The organism is Marinomonas maritima (genome assembly GCF_024435075.2).
GTDB classification, from domain to species: domain Bacteria; phylum Pseudomonadota; class Gammaproteobacteria; order Pseudomonadales; family Marinomonadaceae; genus Marinomonas; species Marinomonas maritima.
Window position 1 is genome coordinate 60,386 of record NZ_JAMZEG020000004.1, and the last position, 21,401, is coordinate 81,786.

The 21,401-nt window shown below is 44.7% G+C and carries 20 protein-coding genes; 7 read left to right on the forward strand and 13 right to left on the reverse strand.

What is annotated here, in order from left to right; genetic code table 11:
- The first annotated feature begins 134 nt into the window (after positions 1–134).
- A complete protein-coding gene (locus M3I01_RS15475; protein WP_255896816.1) occupies positions 135–1,052 on the forward strand; it encodes a LysR substrate-binding domain-containing protein in 918 nt (305 codons plus the stop codon).
- A gap of 147 nt (positions 1,053–1,199) precedes the next feature.
- Positions 1,200–2,516, forward strand: coding sequence for an NAD(P)/FAD-dependent oxidoreductase (locus tag M3I01_RS15480; RefSeq protein ID WP_255896817.1), 1,317 nt, complete (start codon positions 1,200–1,202; stop codon positions 2,514–2,516).
- A 130-nt stretch (positions 2,517–2,646) separates the two neighbouring features.
- On the opposite strand, the gene M3I01_RS15485 is transcribed toward M3I01_RS15480, so the two are convergent.
- The 5 genes from M3I01_RS15485 to nrdR all read right to left on the reverse strand — a co-directional run bounded on the left by M3I01_RS15485 (position 2,647) and on the right by nrdR (position 7,144).
- Positions 2,647–2,943, reverse strand: coding sequence for a DUF6172 family protein (locus M3I01_RS15485; protein WP_255896818.1), 297 nt, complete (start codon positions 2,941–2,943; stop codon positions 2,647–2,649).
- A 211-nt stretch (positions 2,944–3,154) separates the two neighbouring features.
- A complete protein-coding gene (locus M3I01_RS15490) occupies positions 3,155–4,459 on the reverse strand; it encodes an MFS transporter (protein ID WP_255896819.1) in 1,305 nt (434 codons plus the stop codon).
- 255 nt (positions 4,460–4,714) lie between these two features.
- Positions 4,715–5,221, reverse strand: coding sequence for a transcription antitermination factor NusB (nusB, locus tag M3I01_RS15495; protein ID WP_255896820.1), 507 nt, complete (start codon positions 5,219–5,221; stop codon positions 4,715–4,717).
- A gap of 268 nt (positions 5,222–5,489) precedes the next feature.
- A complete protein-coding gene (gene ribD / locus M3I01_RS15500) occupies positions 5,490–6,656 on the reverse strand; it encodes a bifunctional diaminohydroxyphosphoribosylaminopyrimidine deaminase/5-amino-6-(5-phosphoribosylamino)uracil reductase RibD (RefSeq protein WP_255896821.1) in 1,167 nt (388 codons plus the stop codon).
- Positions 6,653–7,144, reverse strand: a complete 492-nt coding sequence (gene nrdR / locus M3I01_RS15505; protein ID WP_255897209.1) for a transcriptional regulator NrdR — start codon at positions 7,142–7,144, stop codon at positions 6,653–6,655. Before nrdR ends, ribD begins: the two co-directional genes overlap by 4 nt.
- A 161-nt stretch (positions 7,145–7,305) precedes the next feature.
- On the opposite strand from nrdR, the gene M3I01_RS15510 reads away from it, so the two are divergent.
- Together M3I01_RS15510 and ettA are read left to right on the forward strand one after the other, a co-directional pair.
- Entirely contained in the window at positions 7,306–8,211 is a 906-nt protein-coding gene (locus M3I01_RS15510) for a DMT family transporter (protein WP_255896822.1), read from the forward strand.
- Between the two features lie 114 nt (positions 8,212–8,325).
- Positions 8,326–9,987 (forward strand): energy-dependent translational throttle protein EttA, encoded by a 1,662-nt coding sequence (gene ettA / locus M3I01_RS15515; RefSeq protein WP_275565176.1) that lies wholly within the window; start codon positions 8,326–8,328, stop codon positions 9,985–9,987.
- A gap of 56 nt (positions 9,988–10,043) precedes the next feature.
- Here the strand turns inward: ettA and M3I01_RS15520 are convergent, their stop codons facing one another.
- The 6 genes from M3I01_RS15520 to M3I01_RS15545 form a co-directional block, all read right to left on the reverse strand.
- Complete coding sequence (locus M3I01_RS15520; protein WP_255896823.1) at positions 10,044–10,751, reverse strand: DUF2971 domain-containing protein; 708 nt, start codon at positions 10,749–10,751, stop codon at positions 10,044–10,046.
- Positions 10,752–10,947: 196 nt separating this feature from the next.
- Positions 10,948–11,250, reverse strand: coding sequence for a helix-turn-helix domain-containing protein (locus M3I01_RS15525; protein WP_255896824.1), 303 nt, complete (start codon positions 11,248–11,250; stop codon positions 10,948–10,950).
- The gene (locus tag M3I01_RS15530; protein WP_255896825.1) at positions 11,243–11,632 is read right to left on the reverse strand and encodes a type II toxin-antitoxin system RelE/ParE family toxin; all 390 of its coding nucleotides are present in this window, start codon (positions 11,630–11,632) and stop codon (positions 11,243–11,245) included. The genes M3I01_RS15525 and M3I01_RS15530 overlap by 8 nt, the downstream gene beginning before the upstream one ends.
- Positions 11,633–11,792: 160 nt before the next feature.
- Positions 11,793–12,476: a hypothetical protein gene (locus M3I01_RS15535; protein ID WP_255896827.1), complete on the reverse strand. Its 684-nt coding sequence runs from the start codon at positions 12,474–12,476 to the stop codon at positions 11,793–11,795.
- A 126-nt stretch (positions 12,477–12,602) separates the two neighbouring features.
- The gene (locus M3I01_RS15540; RefSeq protein WP_255896828.1) at positions 12,603–13,790 is read right to left on the reverse strand and encodes an amino acid aminotransferase; all 1,188 of its coding nucleotides are present in this window, start codon (positions 13,788–13,790) and stop codon (positions 12,603–12,605) included.
- 60 nt (positions 13,791–13,850) lie between these two features.
- Positions 13,851–14,795 carry a DMT family transporter gene (locus M3I01_RS15545; RefSeq protein WP_112141406.1) on the reverse strand — a complete coding sequence of 315 codons (945 nt, stop codon included), beginning with the start codon at positions 14,793–14,795 and terminating at the stop codon, positions 13,851–13,853.
- A 155-nt stretch (positions 14,796–14,950) separates the two neighbouring features.
- Between M3I01_RS15545 and M3I01_RS15550 the strand changes: the two genes are divergently transcribed.
- The 3 genes from M3I01_RS15550 to M3I01_RS15560 all read left to right on the forward strand — a co-directional run bounded on the left by M3I01_RS15550 (position 14,951) and on the right by M3I01_RS15560 (position 18,302).
- Complete coding sequence (locus M3I01_RS15550) at positions 14,951–15,406, forward strand: Lrp/AsnC family transcriptional regulator (RefSeq protein ID WP_112134946.1); 456 nt, start codon at positions 14,951–14,953, stop codon at positions 15,404–15,406.
- Between the two features lie 208 nt (positions 15,407–15,614).
- Positions 15,615–16,940 (forward strand): DUF2868 domain-containing protein, encoded by a 1,326-nt coding sequence (locus M3I01_RS15555; protein ID WP_255896830.1) that lies wholly within the window; start codon positions 15,615–15,617, stop codon positions 16,938–16,940.
- Between the two features lie 3 nt (positions 16,941–16,943).
- Positions 16,944–18,302 carry a DUF3482 domain-containing protein gene (locus tag M3I01_RS15560; protein WP_255896831.1) on the forward strand — a complete coding sequence of 453 codons (1,359 nt, stop codon included), beginning with the start codon at positions 16,944–16,946 and terminating at the stop codon, positions 18,300–18,302.
- On the opposite strand, the gene M3I01_RS15565 is transcribed toward M3I01_RS15560, so the two are convergent.
- Together M3I01_RS15565 and M3I01_RS15570 are read right to left on the reverse strand one after the other, a co-directional pair.
- A complete protein-coding gene (locus M3I01_RS15565) occupies positions 18,299–19,015 on the reverse strand; it encodes a 1-acylglycerol-3-phosphate O-acyltransferase (RefSeq protein ID WP_255896832.1) in 717 nt (238 codons plus the stop codon). The genes M3I01_RS15560 and M3I01_RS15565 overlap by 4 nt on opposite strands.
- 38 nt (positions 19,016–19,053) lie before the next feature.
- The gene (locus M3I01_RS15570) at positions 19,054–21,360 is read right to left on the reverse strand and encodes an EAL domain-containing protein (RefSeq protein ID WP_275565177.1); all 2,307 of its coding nucleotides are present in this window, start codon (positions 21,358–21,360) and stop codon (positions 19,054–19,056) included.
- Positions 21,361–21,401 lie beyond the last annotated feature (41 nt).

Below are 21,401 nucleotides of genomic sequence, written 5' to 3' on the forward strand. Positions count from 1 at the left end.
TCGACGGCGCCAATATTACCAACGCCTGCCTTAACAACGACTAAAATCATTCCATATTGGAATATGTAATGTAAGCATTCGTTAAATTACTTTATCATGAGAATAATCAACCGTTTTGCATGATGAGGCCGACTATGCGCAACTATCTTCCGTTTATGAGTTCCCTAGCCTTCTTTGAATCCGCGGCTCGATTGGAGAGTTTTACCAAAGCGGCAGAAGAGTTGTGTGTTACGCAAAGTGCGGTTAGTAAAAAAATAAAAACACTGGAAGAGTGGCTCGAGTTTGATTTGTTTATCCGAGAACCAAGACAACTTACTCTTACCGATGCAGGTTGTGAGTTTTATGACGAGGCAAAAAGTGCCCTACGCCAGATGGCTGAAAGCGTCGAACGAATTAGGCGCCATGCCAATACCAACACGGTGACCATCACTTGTACTCAGGCGGTTTCACATTACTGGCTATTTCCGCGTATTACGCGCTTTAACCTTGGGCACCCAGATATTGCCATCAATATTTATGCTTCAAACGACATAAGGGAAGACACGTGCTCTCAATTTGATCTTGGCGTGCTTAACGGAACAGGAGTATGGCGATCTGATTTCAATAGCCACCTGCTGTTTCGCGAAAGAATTTACCCCGTGTGTCATGTTGATTACCCTGTTGATTCGCTTTTAACACCTGATGATTTGCTCAGTAAAAAACTAATTCATCTTGACCCGTCTGCATGGCGTTGGCCTACGTGGATTGATTGGTTTGCGAGCTGTGGAATTGACTATGAGATCCCCTTAAATGTTCAGACATTTAATCAGGTCACCCTTGGACTTGAAGCAGTTAGACTGGGGATGGGAATAGGCCTTGGATGGGAGTTTATGACAGAACAGATGCTTGAACGACACGAATTGAAACGCGTAAGTGATCACTTCTATGCACCTAACATGGCTGATTATTTAGTTTATCGACAATCAAAAGCACTATCCGAAGCCGCTCAGACATTCCGTGACTGGCTCTTGGCTGATATCTCTAAGGACATTTCGAATGAAGGAATGACATGAGCTTTTTCATACATTCCAACATAGCTTCACATTGACCCATTCATCATGAATTCCTTTTTGGAATGGCTCAATTCTAATAAGTCGTTTGTTTAAATCTTTATCTCTCCCTAACATTGCTTCGAACAATGACCTGACCGGAGCAACTAAATGAAAAAAATAAAACGATTTCCTACCATAGATGGCTCTTTAGGATGGTATGAAACCATGCCAATTCAAAGAACGCATCCTGTTGTTCAGGTAACAGAAAATAGGACATTTGATTATATTGTCGTTGGGGCGGGATTCACCGGTTTATCAGCGGCGGGAAGATTGGCCGAATTAGAGCCTCAGTCGAGTATTGCTCTGGTTGATGCCCTAATGGTTGGGCAAGGCACCTCTGGGCGCAATGCAGGGTTCATTATTGACATACCTCATAATCTCGATGCCACTAATGCGGACGCCATCGCGGATATCCAAGTAAAAAATCTAAATATGTTTGCGATTTCTAGGTTAGATCATATTCGTAAATCACAGGGCGATAACGTTTATTGGCATCAGGTTGGTAAATACCTAGCAGCACATGAAGAAAAACATATCAAAAATTTAGACGGCTTTGCCGCAATGCTTGATAATATCAATATGTCTTATTTTGTGATGGAAGGCTCCGAACTAAAAAATAAACTGGGAACCAATTATTATAAAAAGGCCATTTTCACTCAGGGCAATGTGCTTGTAAATCCAGCTGCCCTTGCCCATTCTATTTCTAAGAACCTGCCCGATAACGTAGTGGTTTTTGAGAACTCAAAAATCACAGGCTTTGACTGGAATACTAAAAAAGTGTTTTTTGGTCAAAAGGTATTGCAGGCGAATAAGATTGTTTTGGCGACCAATTCTTTTACAGAGGAATTTCAGGGATGCAAAAGTAAATTAGCTCCTATTTACACTTACGCTAGTTTAACACGCCCATTAGCAGGCAAAGAATTAGCACATTTTAAAAATGTTAGTCCATGGGGAGTCACGTCAGCACACCCAGCAGGGTCAACGGTTAGATTCACACCAGATAACCGAATACTCATTCGCAACTCTTTTGATGTTTTACCGGAACTTAGCAGCAATCAGCAACGCATCCAAAACGCTAAAAAGCATCACAGGTCTTCGTTCCTTAAACGCTTTCCGTTTCTGAGCGCAGTTCCCTTTGAGCACAGCTGGGGCGGAATGCTCTGCATGACTCGAAATCACGAACCCGTCTTCAACGAGTGTTACCCCGGCGTTTTTGCCATCGCCGCAATGAATGGTGTTGGCATCGCAAAAGGCACTTATCTTGGCTACTACATGGCGGAAATGATGGTTGGTAACAAGAGTAACAATCTAAACTTTATTCTGAGTAGCTCATCCCCAAATTGGATACCGCCCGAGCCATTTAAAAGCATAGGCACCAACATGCGACTCTCTTTTGAGCAGTATTTGGCGAAAGGCGAAAAATAATAACTGAAATCCGAGCTTGCTTAGCATGAAGCACGCTCGAATTTCCAACAGAACGCAGACACAAAAAAAACAGATCGCTCGACGGCTGATCTGCTTTTTTTGTGTTTGATTGTTGGCTAAAAGTGGCGCTTTAATCTTCTTCTGAACGCTTAGCACGTGTCTTTGGTATTGCTACGACTTCAACGTAAAAAGTTTTCCAATGTTGGCTTTGCGCCGAGCTAATATTGGTATTAATATCACCTTCGTGAATCGCTCTCGCCTTGTCAGCCGTTTGACCAAACTTGCAGTTAAATCCCCAAAAATCCGCGCCTTCAGGCAAGGCTTTATTACGCTCTGCTTTGATGTACTGCTTAACTTCATTTTTCGCTTCTTCAATGAGGCGCTGGTATGGTTTTTTTGGGTGAGACAATACAAAGTTCTTTTTCATTATGATCCTAAAAATATTGGGTAAGGCAGCGTAACAACAACCCTAATAGCTACATATGATAGCGGTTTAAGCAGTATCCGGCCATGAATATGAGCGATTAGAAGCATTTTTCCTTTGTCTATTCACAACCTGCAGAAGAATTATCGTCGTGGTTATGAAGATAAAGCATTATAGAAACTGAAACGCTATTTTTCACACGCTATGACCCGATCTAGGGACGCTTGTTTGAGTGATCTTCCATTTCAACTTCTAACTCTGCTTTGGCTTCGCGCTCGGCTTCCGCATGATCGGCTGCCCATTCACCCGCCGCTTCAACGGCGACAGGTGAGGCGGTAGGTAAGACGCCTAAGTAGCTGTCAGTGTCTTCAACCGCTATCTCCTCATCTCGCTTAGTCATGCTGTATAAGGCAAAGCTTGCAATGCCTAGAAACGTTACTCCCACCACAACCCAAAAAGCGTCAGGCCCGAACATTTGCATAAACCAACCGCTCAACAAGGGCCCCGCAATAGCACCCAAACCAAACGTGAAAACAAGCCCTCCAGATGCGGCTGGCATATCACTTGGAGAAAGAGAATCGTTGGTATAAGCCAAAAACAAAGCGTAAAGCGGCGTTGTTACACCGCCAGCAAAAAAGGCCGACGCCATCAAAGGCCAAAAAGCACCATGGCTCATCCAACCAAACACACAGGATAAGCCCCCGACACAAGACGCCACGAAAATCAGCTTACGTCGATCCATCCGGTCAGAAAGCCAGCCAATAGGGTATTGCATTAAAAGCGCACCAGCGAACAACATCGCAATGAACAGCGCGATGCTGTTCGCCGTCAGCCCAATCTGACTACCAAAAACCGCCCCCATACCTGATTGGGTAGCATAAACGCTACCCAATAGGAAAATCCCCACCGTGCCGAGTGGCGAGTTCATAAAGAGAGACCGCAGAGACATTGGACGTGCCACTTCAACGGCTGGAACAGAGGACACAGAGAGAAGAATGGGCGCAAAAGAAATCGACACAAGGATCGAAGCACAGATGAAAAGCACTGACGTTCCTGCATCACCCAATGTGAGTAAGCCCTGCGCTCCGATGATGCCAAATGTTTGGGCAATCATATAGGTGGATAACACTTTGCCTCGGGTCTCATTGGTCGCCGAATCGTTTAACCAACTTTCTGCCGCAACATAAATGCCCGACATACAAAAACCCACCAACAACCGTATAAACGTCCAGGCCCAAGGGTCTGTCAGCAACGGAAAGGTAATCAAGCCTGCCGACATAAAACTGCCCAGTGCCGCAAACACACGCACATGGCCCACTCGACGAATCAATAATGGGGCAAAACGGGCGCCAGATAAAAAACCAACGTAATAGCCTGATGTAATAATCGCCAGCGAAGCAGAAGAAAAACCTTCAATTCCACCCCGTAAACCGATCAGAGTGGAATGCATACCATTGCCCAACATAATGAGCACGATACCGAGCAATAAAGCCCAAACCTTTGACAATACCTGAACCATTCCCTACCTCCGCTGTTTACACAAACAGCCCTATTATTAGGCTTAATCCATTAAAGTGGCATCACCTGTTACGACACTATTCTTATTCTCCCCTGCATTACCAACTAACACCGCCATAATATTGATTATCACCGCCAAAACAACCGGTTCCACCAAAATCGAGGCATAAAAAAGCCCCGTTATTAACCAGTAATAACGAGGCTCTTAGTAATCTTTCAAGAACGCTTAAAATAGCGTTTAAATAATTGTTTGCAATTACTTATTAGCTAGTCGACGTTCAGCGATTTCTTCGCGACGAACACGTTGCGCTAGTTTGTCTAGAATGCCGTTAACATACTTATGACTTTCCGTTGCGCCAAAACCTTTTGCTAACTCAACACTTTCGTTGATCGCTACACGGTATGGCACGTCTAAACGTTGTGACAGTTCGAATGAACCGATGCGCATGATGGCCAATTCAATTGGGTCTAGTTCGCTCAATGGGCGATCTAATAACTCTTCAAACAAGTTATCCAATTTTTTCGCGCTGGCAGTAACGCCTTGCAAAATTTCACGGAAGTAGACTTTGTCGCAAGAATCCATGTCCTGATCCATCACGAACTGGGTTTCAATCTCGCTAACCGCAGATTGATTCATCTGCCATTGGTAGACCGCTTGTAATGCCAAACGACGAGAAGCACTGCGCAATTGCGAACGCGAAGGCTTCTTTTCCTTGCGTTTTGGTGCTGGAGTTTGGTCGTTTGTTGTTTCCACTTCGCTCATTTTTCGCCTCAGTTGTCCAGACTACGCCGCCTTATGGGCTGACGTTTTTCGTCTGTTTGGAAGTACCTGTTTTGTCTATTAGGCGTTCTAATAAACAACACCTACGGTCATTATGGCCAAAGGTACAAATATACTATTTATCTTGGCCGGCGATTATAGCAATTTTTATTCTACGTTTCTTGGCAAAGTTCTCTAAATATCGTTAAGAAAACACGGTTTCCCGTGATTTTCTTAAAAAAGGCTGAGAAAGCAATCACTCACGTCTCGTCTATTCTTCTAAGCCATCATCAAAGTCGTCGCCAAAATCGTCATCTAGGTAATTTGGTTGATAAACCAAGCGTAAATCTTGCCCTATTTGGCTCACCGATTTAAGTTCTAGCTCGACGGCTTCGTCTATTGTCTCTAATGGTAGTTGAAATAATGGTCGTGCGCTGGAGCCAAGTAGTTTCGGTGCCATGTAGACCACAATTTCATCGACCAAACCCGCTTGTAAAAAACCACCTGCCAATTCCGAGCCCGTTTCTAACAAGACTTCGTTGATTCCAGCGTCAGCGAGCTGCTCCATCGCGTCTAATAAGTCTAAACGTCCGTCTTCGCCGCGCGGCGAAAAGCGAACTGTGACGCCTTTTTTCTTCAACGCTTCCAAATGCTCGTTTTCTAGATCGTCTTCAACACAAAACACACAGGCTTGATTGCTTGGATACAGAATTTTTGCTTCTGGAAGAATAGACAGCGCGGTGTCCATCACAACACGAAGAGGTTGACGAACGGTTTTTGCGTCGGCGTCTTGGTCGTCGCTGTCGATACGAACCGTCATGCTTGGGTTGTCCATTAGGACAGACCCAATACCGGTGACAATCGCATCACTTTGAGCGCGTAATCGTTGTACATCAAGGCGCGCTTCCGGTCCCGTAATCCATTGGCTTTCGCCAGATTCCATGGCCGTACGGCCATCTAAACTCATCGCCAACTTCACTCGAATGAAGGGAAGTCCTTCGCGCATGCGTTTTACAAAACCAGGATTTAACGCTTCGCAATCGGCTTCTAACACCGGCCCGATGACGTCGATTCCTGCTTTTTTGATTTTCGCTAAACCACGACCAGAGACGTCTGGATTCGGATCTTGCATGCCGTAAACAACGCGAGCGACACCCGCTTTGATCAAGGCATCCGCACAAGGCGGTGTCTTGCCATGATGACTACAAGGTTCTAATGTCACATACGCGGTTGCGCCGGTGGCATCTTGTTTCGCGTCGGCCAGTGCATTCACTTCGGCGTGGCCTTCTCCGGCTTTTAGGTGAAAGCCTTGTCCGATAATTTGCTCGTCTTTAACCAACACACAGCCCACACGTGGATTAGGGTGCGTGGTATAAAGGCCTTTTCGCGCGAGCTGAATGGCTTTTTCCATCCAATGTTCGTGGTTATTCACTGTCATACTTTGTCTTCTTTAGGAGATTCTAGGGCGTCGGCGCTGTGGCTTTCTAGGCGATCTACCGCCTCGCGAAATTCACTGATGTCTTTAAAGCTTCGATACACAGAAGCAAAGCGAACATAAGCGACTTGATCAAGGCGCTGTAATTCTTCCATTACCGCTTCACCCGTCCAACGAGAAGGCAGTTCTCGTTCACCAGTGGCTTGCATTTTCTCTTTAATACGAGAGATCGCGGTTTCGACGGCTTCAATACTGACGGGGCGTTTTTCAATGGCTTTAATAATGCCATTGCGCAACTTGTCTTCGTCAAAGGGTTCACGACTGCCGTCGCTTTTGATCAATTTTGGCATTTGTAACTCGGCCACTTCGAACGTAGTGAAGCGTTCTTGGCAATGGTTACAGGTACGGCGACGGCGAACTTGTGCGCCTTCAGAAACCAGTCGAGAATCCACTACTTTAGTATCTTGAGTTCCACAAAAAGGGCATCGCATAGTGCTTCCAATATCGCTAATTTGATGTAAAAATGCCTGAGTATAGGCCGTCATTTTCTGGCTCAAATCATACCAATCTCGCCATCATTTAGCTACTGAGCTACAGCGAGCGTTTCATCCTTTTGTTTCATCAAAAAATGGATAAGGTCATAAGGAAATTTATGCCACTTGCAGAATTATCAGGTTTGGTTGCTGCGCTTTGCTGGACCATCTCAAGCTTAATGGCACCGGGGCTCATACAGCGTTTTGGTACTATGCGGTTCAATACCATGAGGATCATGATCGCCAGCGCTATTCTGCTACTCATCTGTTTGGTCACTCAGCGGTTTAACGCGTCATTATGGCAGCATGCTGACCTTATTATGCTGTCGGGGGTGCTGGGGATTTTTCTTGGTGATACCATGTTGTTTACCGCCGTTCATCGTCTTGGTCCACGGCGCACTGGGGTCATTTTTGCCACGAATGCGCCCATGTCAATTTTACTCGGCTGGTTGTTTCTCAATGAGCACCTCTCGCTGAATCAACTCTTCGCCTGTGGCTTAGTGTTAAGCGGCGTGGTTATCGCCATATTGTTTGGGAAACGACACAGCCTTCATGCTTGGGAGCAAACCAAAGGCAAGCTTAGCATCGGAATTTTGATGGCGCTCGGCGGCGCATTGGGTCAAGCCAGCGGCGCACTGCTCAGCAAGCCCGCATTATTGGATGGTGCAGACCCTATCGCTGTTTCTGCTTTGCGAGTTACCACTGGCGCGGTTGCCCTTATGTTGGCTTATGGATTGTTTTACCGACACAGACAACCCGAACACGCCATTGCTTTTTCGCAGCTCACTCGGCAAGACTTCATCGGTATTACCGCTCTCGCCACGATTGGCATGGTGATTGGTATGAGCGTTTTGGTATGGGGCGTTGGCAACGCCAATGTCGGTATTGTCACCACGCTTTCGGCGGTGGTTCCCGTACTTATCCTACCGGGATTGTGGATTACCACGAGTCAAAGGCCAACATTTGGCGCTTGGCTTGGTGCGATTTTAGTAGTGACAGGTGCGGCTCTGATTATTCTTCATTAGCCTTAGCTGTGCTATTCTTAGCGCACTCGTTTCGTTTGGCTCGTCATCGATTCGCCTACCTTCATTTGGCAACCATGACGTGTATTTTCAATCATTCAATAAGTTGACTCTTTTATGGCTCAGTTTGTATACAGCATGCATCGCGTTGGGAAAGTTGTTCCACCTAAACGCGAAATTCTTAAAGACATTTCTCTTTCCTTCTTCCCTGGCGCTAAGATCGGCGTTTTGGGTCTTAACGGTTCTGGTAAATCGACGCTTTTACGCATTATGGCGGGCGTTGATACAGAACATAACGGTGAAGCACGCCCAATGCCGGGTATTAAAATCGGCTACTTGGAACAAGAACCTCACCTTGACCCAACCAAAAACGTACGTGGCATTGTTGAAGAAGCCTTCGAAGAAGTTATCACGGCGATGGCGCGCTTAGACGCGGTTTACGCCGAATACGCCGAACCAGATGCCGACTTTGATGCACTGGCAAAAGAACAAGGTCAACTTGAAGCCTTGATCGAATCGAAAGAAGGTCACAATCTAGAACGCGCGTTAGAAGTCGCTGCTGACGCTCTTCGCCTTCCACCTTGGGAAGCCAGCGTTGAGCATCTTTCTGGTGGTGAACGTCGTCGTGTCGCACTTTGTCGTCTATTGCTAAACAAGCCAGACATGATCCTTCTGGACGAGCCGACTAACCATTTGGACGCCGAATCCGTGGCTTGGTTAGAGCGTTTCTTGAAAGATTATCCGGGCACCGTTGTGGCAATTACCCATGACCGTTACTTCCTAGACAACGCCGCGGGCTGGATTTTGGAATTGGACCGTGGTCACGGTATTCCATACGAAGGTAACTACTCTTCTTGGTTAGAGCAGAAAGATGCTCGACTACAAACCGAAGCGAAGCAACAAGCGTCCCACCAAAAAGCCATCAAATCGGAGCTTGAATGGGTTCGTCAAGGCGCCAAAGGTCGTCAATCTAAATCTAAATCGCGTTTGGCTCGATTCGAAGAAATGAATTCACAAGAATTCCAAGATCGTAACGAAACCAACGAATTGTACATTCCACCAGGGCCACGTCTTGGTAGCAAAGTCATCGAAATCGAAGGCGTAAGTAAAAGCTTCGAACACAAGATGCTGCTTGAAGACTTCAACATGGTGGTGCCGCAAGGCGCGATCGTCGGTGTGGTGGGCGGTAACGGTGCGGGTAAATCGACTCTGTTCAAAATGATCGCTGGCACAGAAAAGCCTGATACAGGCACAGTGACTTTGGGTGAAACCGTACAGCTTGCTTACGTGGATCAAATGCGTGAACTGGATGGAGACAAAACCGTCTTTGAAGAAATCGCAGACGGTCAAGACATGATCACGGTGAACAACTACAAAGTTGTGTCTCGCGCTTACATCGGTCGCTTTAACTTCAAAGGATCGGATCAACAAAAGCTCGTTAAGCATTTGTCTGGTGGTGAACGTAACCGTTTGCACCTTGCAAAACTGCTTAAAGAAGGTGGCAACGTATTGCTACTGGATGAGCCGACCAACGACCTTGACGTTGAGACATTGCGTGCACTGGAAGACGCGTTACTTGCCTTCCCAGGTGCCGCGATTGTTATTTCCCATGACCGTTGGTTCCTTGACCGTATCGCGACACACATCCTAGCGTACGAAGGCGATTCTAAAGCCGTCTTCTTTGAAGGTAACTACGCGGAATACGAAATCGACCACAAAAAACGCACAGGAAACGACGCGACACCAACGCGCATCAAATACAAACGTATTGATGCTTAGTTGTTGAGTTAACGCTTAGAAAACAAAAACCGCTTGCAGGAATGGAAGCGGTTCTTTTATTGCGGGTCCCGTTTTGTAATATGTACTTTAAAGCTATTATTTTTGGTTGTAGCATATTCAACTTTATCTGAAAGACCTAAACTTTCTAAAGTACTCAGCAATACTGCCTTATCACTTGGGTCCATTCGTTTACCTATAATCACTTTAGAAAGAGACTCAATATGATAATGCTTGAGACCGGACGTCTCTGATAAAAAACGATATTCCCTTTCATTCACAAACTCTTTAGGTTTTTGGAAAAAGCAAAACTTGCATATACGTTTTGTATTTCTAGAAGTATTATCAACACCTGCTACTTGCTCTATTCCCCAACTTTCATTGATCAAATTATCAGCCCCTGACAGTACCTTTCGATACTTATTGTAATCAACCTCGTCATGTAAAAAGAGTCGACTTTGAATGCCTTGAACAAATGAATCAAAATCAAACACCAAAAAAAATCCTTTTAATTGATTACCGTAATGAGCCCACATAAAAGGCGATGCTTCAACATCTGTGCTTTCTCCCTTAGCCATTGCAAGAATACCAAACTCGCCTAAACCTGAAATGTCAGGTCTATAACGATCTACATAATCAGCATCCAAAAGTTGAAACATATTTTCTGTCGGATCATTCAACTGATCCGACTTAGCAAAATACAAACTATGCTTGAACAATGCCTCAAGGGATCTAGTGCTGACCGTTTGATACTTATATAAATTCATGATTTTTCCACTCCATCAAAATTTAATGAGCGATTAAACATTGATCCACCCCATAACATGTAGTCCCTCATTTTCTTGAAAAAATGAGAGACTAGCGAGTTTGATGTACACGAGTGAGAGACAAACCATCTTGTATCTCATTTTTATGAAATAGTGAGATACAAATTTCATGTTAGTCATCCTCGAATTAGTAAAGCTAGGCTATCGTTTCTATCCCTTTTCGCTCCACCAACGAAAGCATTTTCAATGCGGCACCTCTAGGCTTACTTTCGCCCTGCTCCCATTTTTTAACGAGCTTATCGCTGACGTTGAGGTATTGCGCGAAAACAGGCTGGGAAAGATGGTTGGCGAGCCTTAGTTTTTTGACTTGTTCAGGCGTGAAGTCATGAATAGAGGTTAAGCATAAGGTATCAAACCGACGCATGGTGGTTTTATCAATCACACCTGCTTTCTTAAGGCCTTTGGCTGTCTTATGAACAGACGTTAAAATATCACTCATGGCGATCTCCTTCTTGGCAATTTTCTACTTTGATTAATTCTTTCGAAGCCATCAAGCTTTCTAGTTCGCTCTGGCTAAAACTAATAAAGACTTGGGCTAGCTCCCTTAGCGCGATTTGCTCTTTTTTCGTGATGTTAGCGCGTTTGTTTTTAGCAAAGGCATACAAGAAAAAGTATTTTTCACCAATGACAGCGCCAATAATTGTTCGATAGCCGCCACTCTTACCTTTGCTCTCTGTTGCCACTCTCTTTTTATAGAGAGCGCCACCTAGGTCAGCATCAACTAATCCTCTCTGGATCTCATCACATGCTTCGATGAGATCCATATCAGACAAACGATCTTTTTTAATTAAAGAACAAAACTCTTTCGTTTTATAAATCAAAGTATACCCTCCTTGGGTAGTATTTCAACAATACTCAACACATCCTGTGCACCTCTTCCAACAATTTAACGGTAACATCAATAATTCACTAGTGGAAAAAAAACCGCTTACTTGTAGGTAAACGGCTTTCGGTAAACGGCTGTGAAAAAAGAAGCTGGTGTTACACAACATCCACGCTGATTAACATACCATGTTCGCCAACAACGTCATTTTTACCTAAGCAAATATCGGTTCCGATAAGTCCGTTTAAGCTGCCGGTCATGAAAAAAAAGTCGTCAACGTAACCTCGGCGAACGCATTCTTGCACGCCTTTCAACAGCACTTTTTTCTTCTGTTCAAAGAAGTCTGGCGTACTGGTTGAATAGTCGTAAGTTTGGTTTTGGTGACCGCTTTTAAGAGTAAAATCGTCAGCGATAGGTTGGCTAGAAACTAGGATGCCGTAGTTATAATAAAAATCACAAGACGGGGAGCTGTTGTGGTTAATTTTAGGGCGCAATACTTCGATGGCCACCAGCGGTTCGCTGCTTTTCACGCTGTATGCTATGTCGCTGGCCAAGATAGGCACGCTGCATTGGTAGCAAATTTCAACTTCTATGCCGGATAATTCGTTTTTCGGTAATTGAGTTCCTTGATTGTCGAAAATCTGAAAATCAAAAATAGGAGAGATAATAAACACGCCCGAATCGTCGACAACTTTCCAGCCTTTTATCACCGCACCTTTGCTCGTTAGCTCGGCAATCAATTGGTCCTGTGCATGACAAATGTCGTCGTAGTTATCGTGAATAGAGGTAAAAGCACCGTCTTCAAACGCACGGAGAATGGCGGAGTATTCTGTAAAATTCATTCAACAATCCCTAAAAAAACAGATCAGCATCAAGCATTAAGAGCAAAAATAGAAACGCTAATATACAAGATTTTGCCTTGATAAAAAGCAGGCTTGTTGCTGATCGTTCTTTTTCGTTTTGTCTTTTTACGACGCCATCACCTCAGACAGGGCACTTGCCAAGAAAGGAACATCACTTTCTTTCAATCCTGCTAGATTGATTCGACCACCATCAACAAGATACACACCAAATTGCTCTCGTAAGCGCATCACTTGGTCTGCGCTTGCGCCGATGATAGAGAACATGCCTTTATGCTGAGCTATAAAATCAAACTGATGCGTGCCAGTCTGAATTTGCATGGCGTCTACTAAGGAAGATCGAACACCTTGGATGCGTTGTCTCATTTGTGTTACTTCGGTCAGCCAGAACTCTTTTAATGCTTGGTCTTCCAAAATGATACGAACGATCGAAGCACCATGATCAGGTGGCATGGTGTAGGAGCTGCGTGCGCATTCCATGATACGACTTTTAATACACTCGCTCTGTTGTAAGGTGTCGGACGCAATCACTGCTAATCCCGTTCTTTCGCGATACAAACCAAAGTTTTTTGAACAAGAGCTGGCCACTAAATAAGAAGGGACACGTTCAGCAAGGTAACGAAAACCTGCCGCGTCTTCTTCCATGCCGTCGCCAAAACCTTGATACGCCATGTCAATAAAGGGCAAGAAGCCTTGGGCATTGGCCATCTCCGTGATTGACTGCCATGCGCGATAACTTAAGTCTGCGCCTGTTGGGTTGTGACAGCAGCCATGCAGCAAAACCACATCATTTTTACCCAGTGTGGACAGCGTCGCCAACATGCCCGTCTCATTAACCATTTTGGTTTGAGGGTCAAAATAAGGGTAATAAGCCACCTCAAGCCCGGCTGTTTTCATAATCGGCGCATGATTTGCGTAACTTAAATCACTCATCCATATTTTGGCGGATGGGTTCGCCATGGCGATGACATCAGCCAGTAATCGTAACGCACCACTGGCTCCAGGTGTTTGAACAGCTATAGCGCGCGAACGACTGCTGTTTTCGCCCAATAGTAATTCTATCATGGCGCTATTGAAGCGTTCGCATCCTGCCAAGCCGACGTAGCCTTTACTTTCTTGTGTGTTAAGCAAACGCTCTTCTGCTCTTTTAACGGATTGCAAAACAGGCGTGACGCCTTGTTCATTACGATAGACACCCACACCCAAATCCAATTTATTTGCGCGAGCGTCCTGCTGACAAGCCAGCGATTGAGACAAAATAGGGTCTTTCGCAGCGGGAATAAGATTGCTAAACATCAGATACCTTCCGTAAATTCAACAGAAAAAGAACAGTTTAAGAGACATAATAAAAAACGACTAGCGCGATGATTTTACGATTCCACTCGCGAACACCACCCCGACACAGACAAAACATAACCCTATTGTAGCCGCGAAGCCGATGGATTCATGCAATAAAGGAATCGCTAACAGCGATGCTAATACTGGCGTTAATGCGCCCATTGCTGCGGTTCTTTCTGCGCCTAATGAGTTGATGGCGTAACCATAACTAAACCCTGTACAAAGCCCGACAAGAATAGATTGAACAAAGAACTGCCACGCCAATTCGTTGACGCTGACCAAACTCATTCCCGATGACACCACGCCGGTTGCCAGCAATCCCACCAATATACAAGTCGACACTAGGCCAAGCAGTCCGGTGGCGGCCAAAGGCGGCAAGCCTGCAACTCGCAGACAAATGGTATAAACCGCCCAAAAGAAGCTCGCACCAATAAACAATAAATCCCCTTTCCACACGTCACCATTGAGTGACCACATAGAAATAAGCAACAAGGCAACAACGCCAATCATGATGGCAATAAGCCCCAATAAACGAGGACGACTCAGCGGTTCTTTAAACACAAAAAACGCGATGGCCGTGACGAACAAAGGGAACGTACCTGGAATCAATAAGCCAGCATGAGACACGGGCGCATAATGCATACCAGCAGAGCTTAAGAAAAAGAAAGGCACACCAGCCCCGAGCACAATACCAAACAAGGTCCATTTAGGAACCGTCAATAACAACCGACGAGAGCGATACAAAAATGGGAACAGCACCAGTGCAGGAATACCATAGCGCATCAACGCTAAATCAAATGTCGTCAGCGCAGATTGTGCGCCCATTTTGACGCTGACCAACCAGCTGGCCCAAATACACGCGGTAATAAAAGCCGCGATCAGCCCAAATTTTAACGTCGCCCCTGAGGCAATATGCCGATAGCTTGGATTTGATGCTGCTTTTGGATGTGTAACGTCGCTCATGATCTGCCCTGATAAAATACGTATGTCAAAAATGAAGTAATGTATTCATTATAGGGATAGATTCATGAGCATGTCCTTGCCATTAGTACCCTTAAATATTAAATTATTGGCAGAATATACTTATTTAACCACCTTATAAATGCAGGTATGCCAATTTGAAAGTTGATAACACAGATGTTCAAATATTAACGCACCTACAAAATGATGGCCGCCTGAGTAATGTTGAATTAGCGGAGCAAATTCACTTATCCGCGTCGCCCTGCCTGCGTCGTGTTAAACAATTAGAATCGTCAGGGGTGATTAAAGGCTATAAAGCGAGCCTTGAACGTAAAAAGGTCGGTTTGTCGATGACAGTGTTTATTGAGGTTCGCTTGAAGAGCCATACTAGCGAAGCCAGTGAAGCGTTTGAGGAAAGCGTGGCCAACTTGCCCAATGTGATTAGTGCGTATTTGGTGTCTGGGTTTGCCGATTACCGACTAGAAGTTGTGGCGAAAGACCTTGCGGATTATGAGAGCATTTTAAGAGCCATGCAAAATCTGCCTTACGTGAAAGACATTCACAGTAATTTTGCGATCCGAGCCATTAAAAGCGATGCGCCGTTGCCGTTATAGTGTTTTCTATATTAAGAAAGCATTTATAGTGACAAACTCAAGTGAAACAAATAAGGCAAAAAATAAAAAAGCAGGGTCTAACATACGTTTATCTAAAGACGCTTTTTGCCTTTGTCTATGACATCAAGTAAAACAGCATTATTAAGAGGATAGTCACGCCTCATCTATGCTTCACTATTTTGACATTTGAAAAGAGCAACGCGATAAAATGAGCTTCCCCACACACCGTGCCAAACTCGCCCTTGCGGCTTGGTTAGAAACTCACACTCAGTTTCGGCTGTCTGCCCATGCGAGTGATCTCACCTCCGCACTAGCAGCGCTCGACACCCAGCCTCAGACCAACAGTTATTCAGCTCAATTCTCTCGCTTAAAGCGCTATTTTAATCGCATTATTTTGGGTGTACTAGCCGTCTCATTTTTGCTCGGCTTAATCGCCGTGCCTCCCGCCTTTGCAACAAGCCAATCTAATCAGGTCAATATTTTTTGGTTATTCATCATATTACTGGGTTTTCACGCACTTAACTTCGCGCTTTGGTTTATCACTATGATAGCGACAATGAACCAGCGCAATGAGAGCAAAGGCTTTTTACTTGGATTATTGATTTTTCTGAACAAGAAAATAAGTAAGCACTCACATTTTGAAGATGATATCAGTGCGGCGTATCTGCATTGGCAGTGTCCAGCTCACTCAAATAAATGGTTGATCAGTAGTATTTCACATGGCGCGTGGGGCTGTTATTTGTTGGCAGGCTGTATCATGACGTTACTGTTGCTGCTTACCAATCAAGTGAATTTTGTTTGGGAAACGACACTATTAAGTGATCAGGCGTTTATTCACCTGACTCAAACATTAAATGTGATTCCACAATGGTTTGGTATTTCACTGCCTAACCAACTGGATATTCTGGCGAGTCGTGTGGATCTCATCTCACAAAATGCGTCTACCCGACAACATTGGGCTAATTTTTTACTGGCCAGCATTATGATTTACGGTGTGCTACCAAGACTATTATTCATGCTTATAAGCTTAGGAATGTACCATTTTAAACGCGCGACTCAACCACTTGGCACACAAGAACGTATTATTAAAAATCGCTATTCACGTCAAGAGAGTCAGAATAGAACGATCTTAGACAATGACCATCATGCATCGTCTACGTTACAAGGCAATGCTCATGACGAGAACATGAGCACTCTTCCAGACAGTGTCTTTTTGCAACACTGGGCTTTATTTGAATGGAGCGGTTTAAAACCCAATTATTTGAGCACCGCGCGTTCTTTGTCGTTTTTAAATAGCCGAGAAGAGCAAGATCGGTTTTTAGACGTACCCAACCAAGAGCCTACTTACATCTTAGTCGATGGTGAACAAAGCCCAGACCGCGGTAGCAGACGATTTTTTGCCCGAGTAAGTGCCTCTTATAGCTCGCTGTATATGGTGATATGTGGCGATGAGCACGCTACCTTCATCGAGGATTGGCAACGACTTGCCAGAGAAACACATTTGCCTTCCACCCAAATACTACGAAAGGATTAACCCGTGTCGATTTCTCTTTTGGTCGTTGGTCACGCTAATACCGGCAAAACATCACTCATTCGCACTTTATTGCGTCGGCAAGACTTTGGTGACGTTAGCGACAGAGCTGGAACCACGCGCCATGTGGAAAGCGTCAAGATCAGCATAGGACATCAAACCATTGTGACGTTAACTGACACACCGGGGTTTGAAGATTCCATTGGTTTATGGGACATCCGTCACACTGAGCCTTTTCGTTCCTTTCAAGGCGCAGATTGGTTAGGGCCTTTTTGTGACAGCCACTTTGCCCAAGATGAATTCGAACAAGAAGCCAAAATACTCAAGCAACTAACAAACACCGATATCATTCTCTATGTGATTGATATTCGACAAGCCCCACTCGGCAAATATTTAGACGAACTTGCGTTACTGGCCAGCGCCAATAAACCGATTATTCCGATATTAAATTTCAGCGCGACACCAAGTGCGCATTTAGACGCGTGGCGTAAAGTCTTGGCAGAACGCCACTTACATGCGGTCGTTAAATACGACTCTGTTGCGTTTTATTTTGAAGATGAAAAGCGTTTGTATCAAAGTATTCAAAGCTTAATGCCGGAGCATTACGACGCCGTCAATCAATTGGTTACATCACGTGAAGAAGCGGCTCAACTACGCCTAACAATGGCAAGCAATCAACTGGCTGAATTACTGATCAAAGCGGCGAGCTCCCGCCTTGAGTGCGTCCAGTACCCACCAGAAAGAGCAGAATCAACCGCATTCGAAAATAAAATACGCCAATTGGAACAACATCATATTACCCAGCTATTGCGTCTTTATGAATTTCAAGAAGAAGACTTAGTTGTGTCGCCATTGGCGATTCAAAATGACCGCTGGCAGCAGGATATTTTCGAGGCAGAGACACTAAAAGAATGGGGCATTGAAACTGGCACAAGTGCATTAACTGGCGCGGCGATTGGCGCAGGGATTGATGTGATGTCGGCAGGGTTGACGTTAGGAACCGCCACCACTATTGGCGCAATTTTGGGCGCCACGTGGAAAACAGGACAGCATTATAAAGACACACTAAAAAGCAAATTCACGAACCGTCACCATTTGTGCTTAGATAGCGCCACGCTCACACTGTTATGTTTACGCGGTTTGACTGCCATTCAGCATTTGCATCAACGCGGTCATGCCTCTCAGCAATCTTACCAACTTATCACCCCATCAAAAGATAATGAGTTTATTGACCAAATGAAGCCTTTTTGGAAACAAGCTCAACAACATCCAGAATGGGAAAATTACGCTCTATCAGAGTCGCACCCTACCCAACAAGGCATACAAGCAATTCTACAAAAAGCGCTTACTTCGAACAAACACTAACGAGCAAGCTCTTGATCTAAGCGTTGTTGAGTGTCGTGCATCTGTTGCTCACACTTTTCCATCAAGGCAATGATGTCCGCTTCATGTAAGTCTGCGGTATCAATTGGCTCAAGCATTTCAACAATCGCCTTACCATTACTCCAGCGATTCAAATTCACTTGTTGATGAGTACTGCTACAAACGATGGGGACGACGGGCACACCTGCTTGAATCGCGGCATGAAACGCACCGCGCTTAAACGGTAGCCAGCCTCGGCCTCGGCTACGTGTGCCTTCTGGAAACATCAAAATAGATAAACCGGTTCTTTTCATACTAGCAACCACTTGGTCTATCGTCGCTATCGCTTGTTTTCGGTTATCACGATTAATTAAAATATTGCCACTGACCCAGTACAAAGCACCAAAAAAGGGAATCCATCGCAAACTTGATTTTCCGACAGTAACAACCCCCTTTGGCACGACAGTCGCCAAGGTAAATAAGTCAAAGTTGTTCTGATGATTTGCCACATAAACCGCTTGAGGAGAATGTTTTGATTGAGACGCAACTCTACCCTCAACCGATAAACCAAACAGCGCCCCTACTTGCGCCAATACTCGGCCTAAATGATAAACTCGATTTTTTGAGCGTAAGGTGAACAAACAGAAAATAATGCCGAATAAGGTAACGGCAATAATCAATAGCAATAACAGTGCTATACGTATCAAAAACAACATATTGCAATAAGCCTCACATTAACAACGTGTCACTCTCGTTAAATTTTATGAAAGTTTTCACGCCATTTAAAGAAATCTTCCGCAATCAAAGGTTTAGAGAAGAAATAGCCTTGTATTTTATCACAATGATACAGCCCTAAAAGTGCCACACCTTCCGCATTTTCAGCGCCTTCTGCTGTTACTTGAAAGCCCAAGCTATGGGACAAATCAATGGTCGCCTTAGTGATAAACTCATCGCCTTTATTGGTATCGATAAACTGTATAAAGGCGCGGTCGATCTTCACCTCATTCACAGGTAGCTCACGCAAATAGGACAATGAAGACTGACCTGTACCAAAATCATCAATAGCAAGATGAACGCCCATTTTCTGCAAGGCTTTCAGCACATTAGTAACTTTCACCCGATCTTTCATCACAGCGCTTTCTGTGACTTCAAGTGCCAAAGCACGCTCTGGTAGACAGTTCGTTTTCAATGCATGAGCAACCATAGCGGGTAATTCTTCATCCACCAGATCATGAGCGGACAAATTCACCGCAACACGAATCTCATGACCATCGGCCCACCAACGGCTCAGTTGAGACAACACCGTGTTCAATACCCATTTGGTTAATAATTGGATGCTGCCCGCGTGTTCAAGTATAGAAATAAATTCATCCGGTGGAACAAAACCCAGCTCAGGGTGGACCCAACGAATCAACGCTTCTGCCTCGTGACAATCATTACCTGCTAGGCCAACCTTAGGCTGGTAAACAACAAACAATTGACCACCTTCTAAGGCGGCAGGCAAATCCCGAATAATCGTCAACTGACGACGGTGATTTTCATCTTGTCCGATTTCATAGAACACACAAAGATTACTTTCTTCTCGAGCTTTGTCAGCAACGATATCTAACCGGCGCATGGCGCTGTTTACATCGGCAGTGGCATGCTCAAAAGGCAGTACAGCAATGCTGATATCAAGACGAATATTTGAACCTTCTTCTACTTCAAACTCTTCGCAGAAAAAACACTTTAAATCCGCACAGTCTTGTTCTGAAATATTGTGTTCGAAAATAAGCAAAAATTTATCGCCGCTAAGACGTGCAATCATGTCAGCGTCACTTCCCCACACTTTAAGGCGCTCCGCCACTGTTGATAACAAAACATTGCCAACATCAAAGCCCAACATATTATTAATGTTTTTGAAGTGTCGAATATTAATCAGTATCAAACCACCTTGAGCCTTAGGCAAGGCTTCACCTAAATACAGCTCTACAGCACTTTGATTGAATAGTCCCGTAAGCTGGTCACGCGAAGCCCGATAAGTCAGTTCTTCTTCGCGACTTACAATAGCATCTTGCATCGTTTTCATGGTGTTAGATAACACACCAAACTCGCCGCTTATTGCTGGTGCTTTCACTTTTTGGTTATTCGCTCCTAATCCAATCTGCGTTGCATAATCGACCAAGCGACCGATCGGTTTAGTCATGGTTCGGGCAAGCATCACACCAAATAAAAAGGCCAACGCCAACGCCCCCGTGAAAATCAAAACCAACTGATTTCGAGTACTGTTGTAGCTTTGTATCCAAGGACCATAAGGAAGATGAATAATGCCCCATTGATCAGTAACACCTAAATCAACGCCCAACGATAAGTATTTCTCATCAGCAGAAAACGCCGGAAGTTTAAGAACACTGCTGATGCTCCCTATTCCTTCAAGCAAGGTGGTTGTCTCGTCTTTAGGCAATGTTGATACGCCATCAAGTACATGAGTATCTCCCACTTCATGAACAAAGCTAATGTCCAAGCCTGTGACGTTCTTAATTTGCTCTGCCAACGTTTGATCCAATAAAAACGCCATGCCGACCCAAGCAATGACATTCGGCGCTCTAACAGGCACTAAAACAAGTTGGTACGCACGATTATCCAAGTCAATCATGGTGCTAATTGACGAGCCTCCAGTGCGACGCGCTGCAAGCACAAGTTCAGAAACTGTGTCACTGACATTAACAGGCTGAGTCGCCGTAATAAGCTCGCCGCCCGGCGACACTAAAATAGACACGTCCGCGCTAATTCGGGCACCATGATTTTGCAAAACAGAGCGGATAGTCCCTGTTTCTCTGGTGGCCACAGCTTGCTTAAAACCAAAGTCAGAGGTCAAAATCTCCACCCCTTTGGTAAGCTGTTCAGCACGCGCTTTTAAGAACAAATCAAATACATTACGCGATACGTCAATGGAGCTCACACCTTGCTTATAGTTGTCTTCTTTTAAAGATGACAACACAGCAAGCGCGGTTCCCAGTTGAGCCAGCGCAAGTAACATCAAGACAAACATAATGAGTTGTGCTTGAAAGCTTTTAAACACCTTGAAATCTCTTTTAATACGAATCACATAGACCTTATCGA

What these genes read in the sequence shown, in the direction of transcription:
- M3I01_RS15475 (WP_255896816.1), top strand. Translation starts at nt 135, where the DNA reads ATGCGCAACTATCTTCCGTTTATGAGTTCCCTAGCCTTCTTTGAATCC.
- M3I01_RS15480 (WP_255896817.1), top strand. Translation starts at nt 1,200, where the DNA reads ATGAAAAAAATAAAACGATTTCCTACCATAGATGGCTCTTTAGGATGG.
- M3I01_RS15485 (WP_255896818.1), bottom strand. Translation starts at nt 2,943, where the DNA reads ATGAAAAAGAACTTTGTATTGTCTCACCCAAAAAAACCATACCAGCGC.
- M3I01_RS15490 (WP_255896819.1), bottom strand. Translation starts at nt 4,459, where the DNA reads ATGGTTCAGGTATTGTCAAAGGTTTGGGCTTTATTGCTCGGTATCGTG.
- nusB (WP_255896820.1), bottom strand. Translation starts at nt 5,221, where the DNA reads ATGAGCGAAGTGGAAACAACAAACGACCAAACTCCAGCACCAAAACGC.
- ribD (WP_255896821.1), bottom strand. Translation starts at nt 6,656, where the DNA reads ATGACAGTGAATAACCACGAACATTGGATGGAAAAAGCCATTCAGCTC.
- nrdR (WP_255897209.1), bottom strand. Translation starts at nt 7,144, where the DNA reads ATGCGATGCCCTTTTTGTGGAACTCAAGATACTAAAGTAGTGGATTCT.
- M3I01_RS15510 (WP_255896822.1), top strand. Translation starts at nt 7,306, where the DNA reads ATGCCACTTGCAGAATTATCAGGTTTGGTTGCTGCGCTTTGCTGGACC.
- ettA (WP_275565176.1), top strand. Translation starts at nt 8,326, where the DNA reads ATGGCTCAGTTTGTATACAGCATGCATCGCGTTGGGAAAGTTGTTCCA.
- M3I01_RS15520 (WP_255896823.1), bottom strand. Translation starts at nt 10,751, where the DNA reads ATGAATTTATATAAGTATCAAACGGTCAGCACTAGATCCCTTGAGGCA.
- M3I01_RS15525 (WP_255896824.1), bottom strand. Translation starts at nt 11,250, where the DNA reads ATGAGTGATATTTTAACGTCTGTTCATAAGACAGCCAAAGGCCTTAAG.
- M3I01_RS15535 (WP_255896827.1), bottom strand. Translation starts at nt 12,476, where the DNA reads ATGAATTTTACAGAATACTCCGCCATTCTCCGTGCGTTTGAAGACGGT.
- M3I01_RS15540 (WP_255896828.1), bottom strand. Translation starts at nt 13,790, where the DNA reads ATGTTTAGCAATCTTATTCCCGCTGCGAAAGACCCTATTTTGTCTCAA.
- M3I01_RS15545 (WP_112141406.1), bottom strand. Translation starts at nt 14,795, where the DNA reads ATGAGCGACGTTACACATCCAAAAGCAGCATCAAATCCAAGCTATCGG.
- M3I01_RS15555 (WP_255896830.1), top strand. Translation starts at nt 15,615, where the DNA reads ATGAGCTTCCCCACACACCGTGCCAAACTCGCCCTTGCGGCTTGGTTA.
- M3I01_RS15565 (WP_255896832.1), bottom strand. Translation starts at nt 19,015, where the DNA reads ATGTTGTTTTTGATACGTATAGCACTGTTATTGCTATTGATTATTGCC.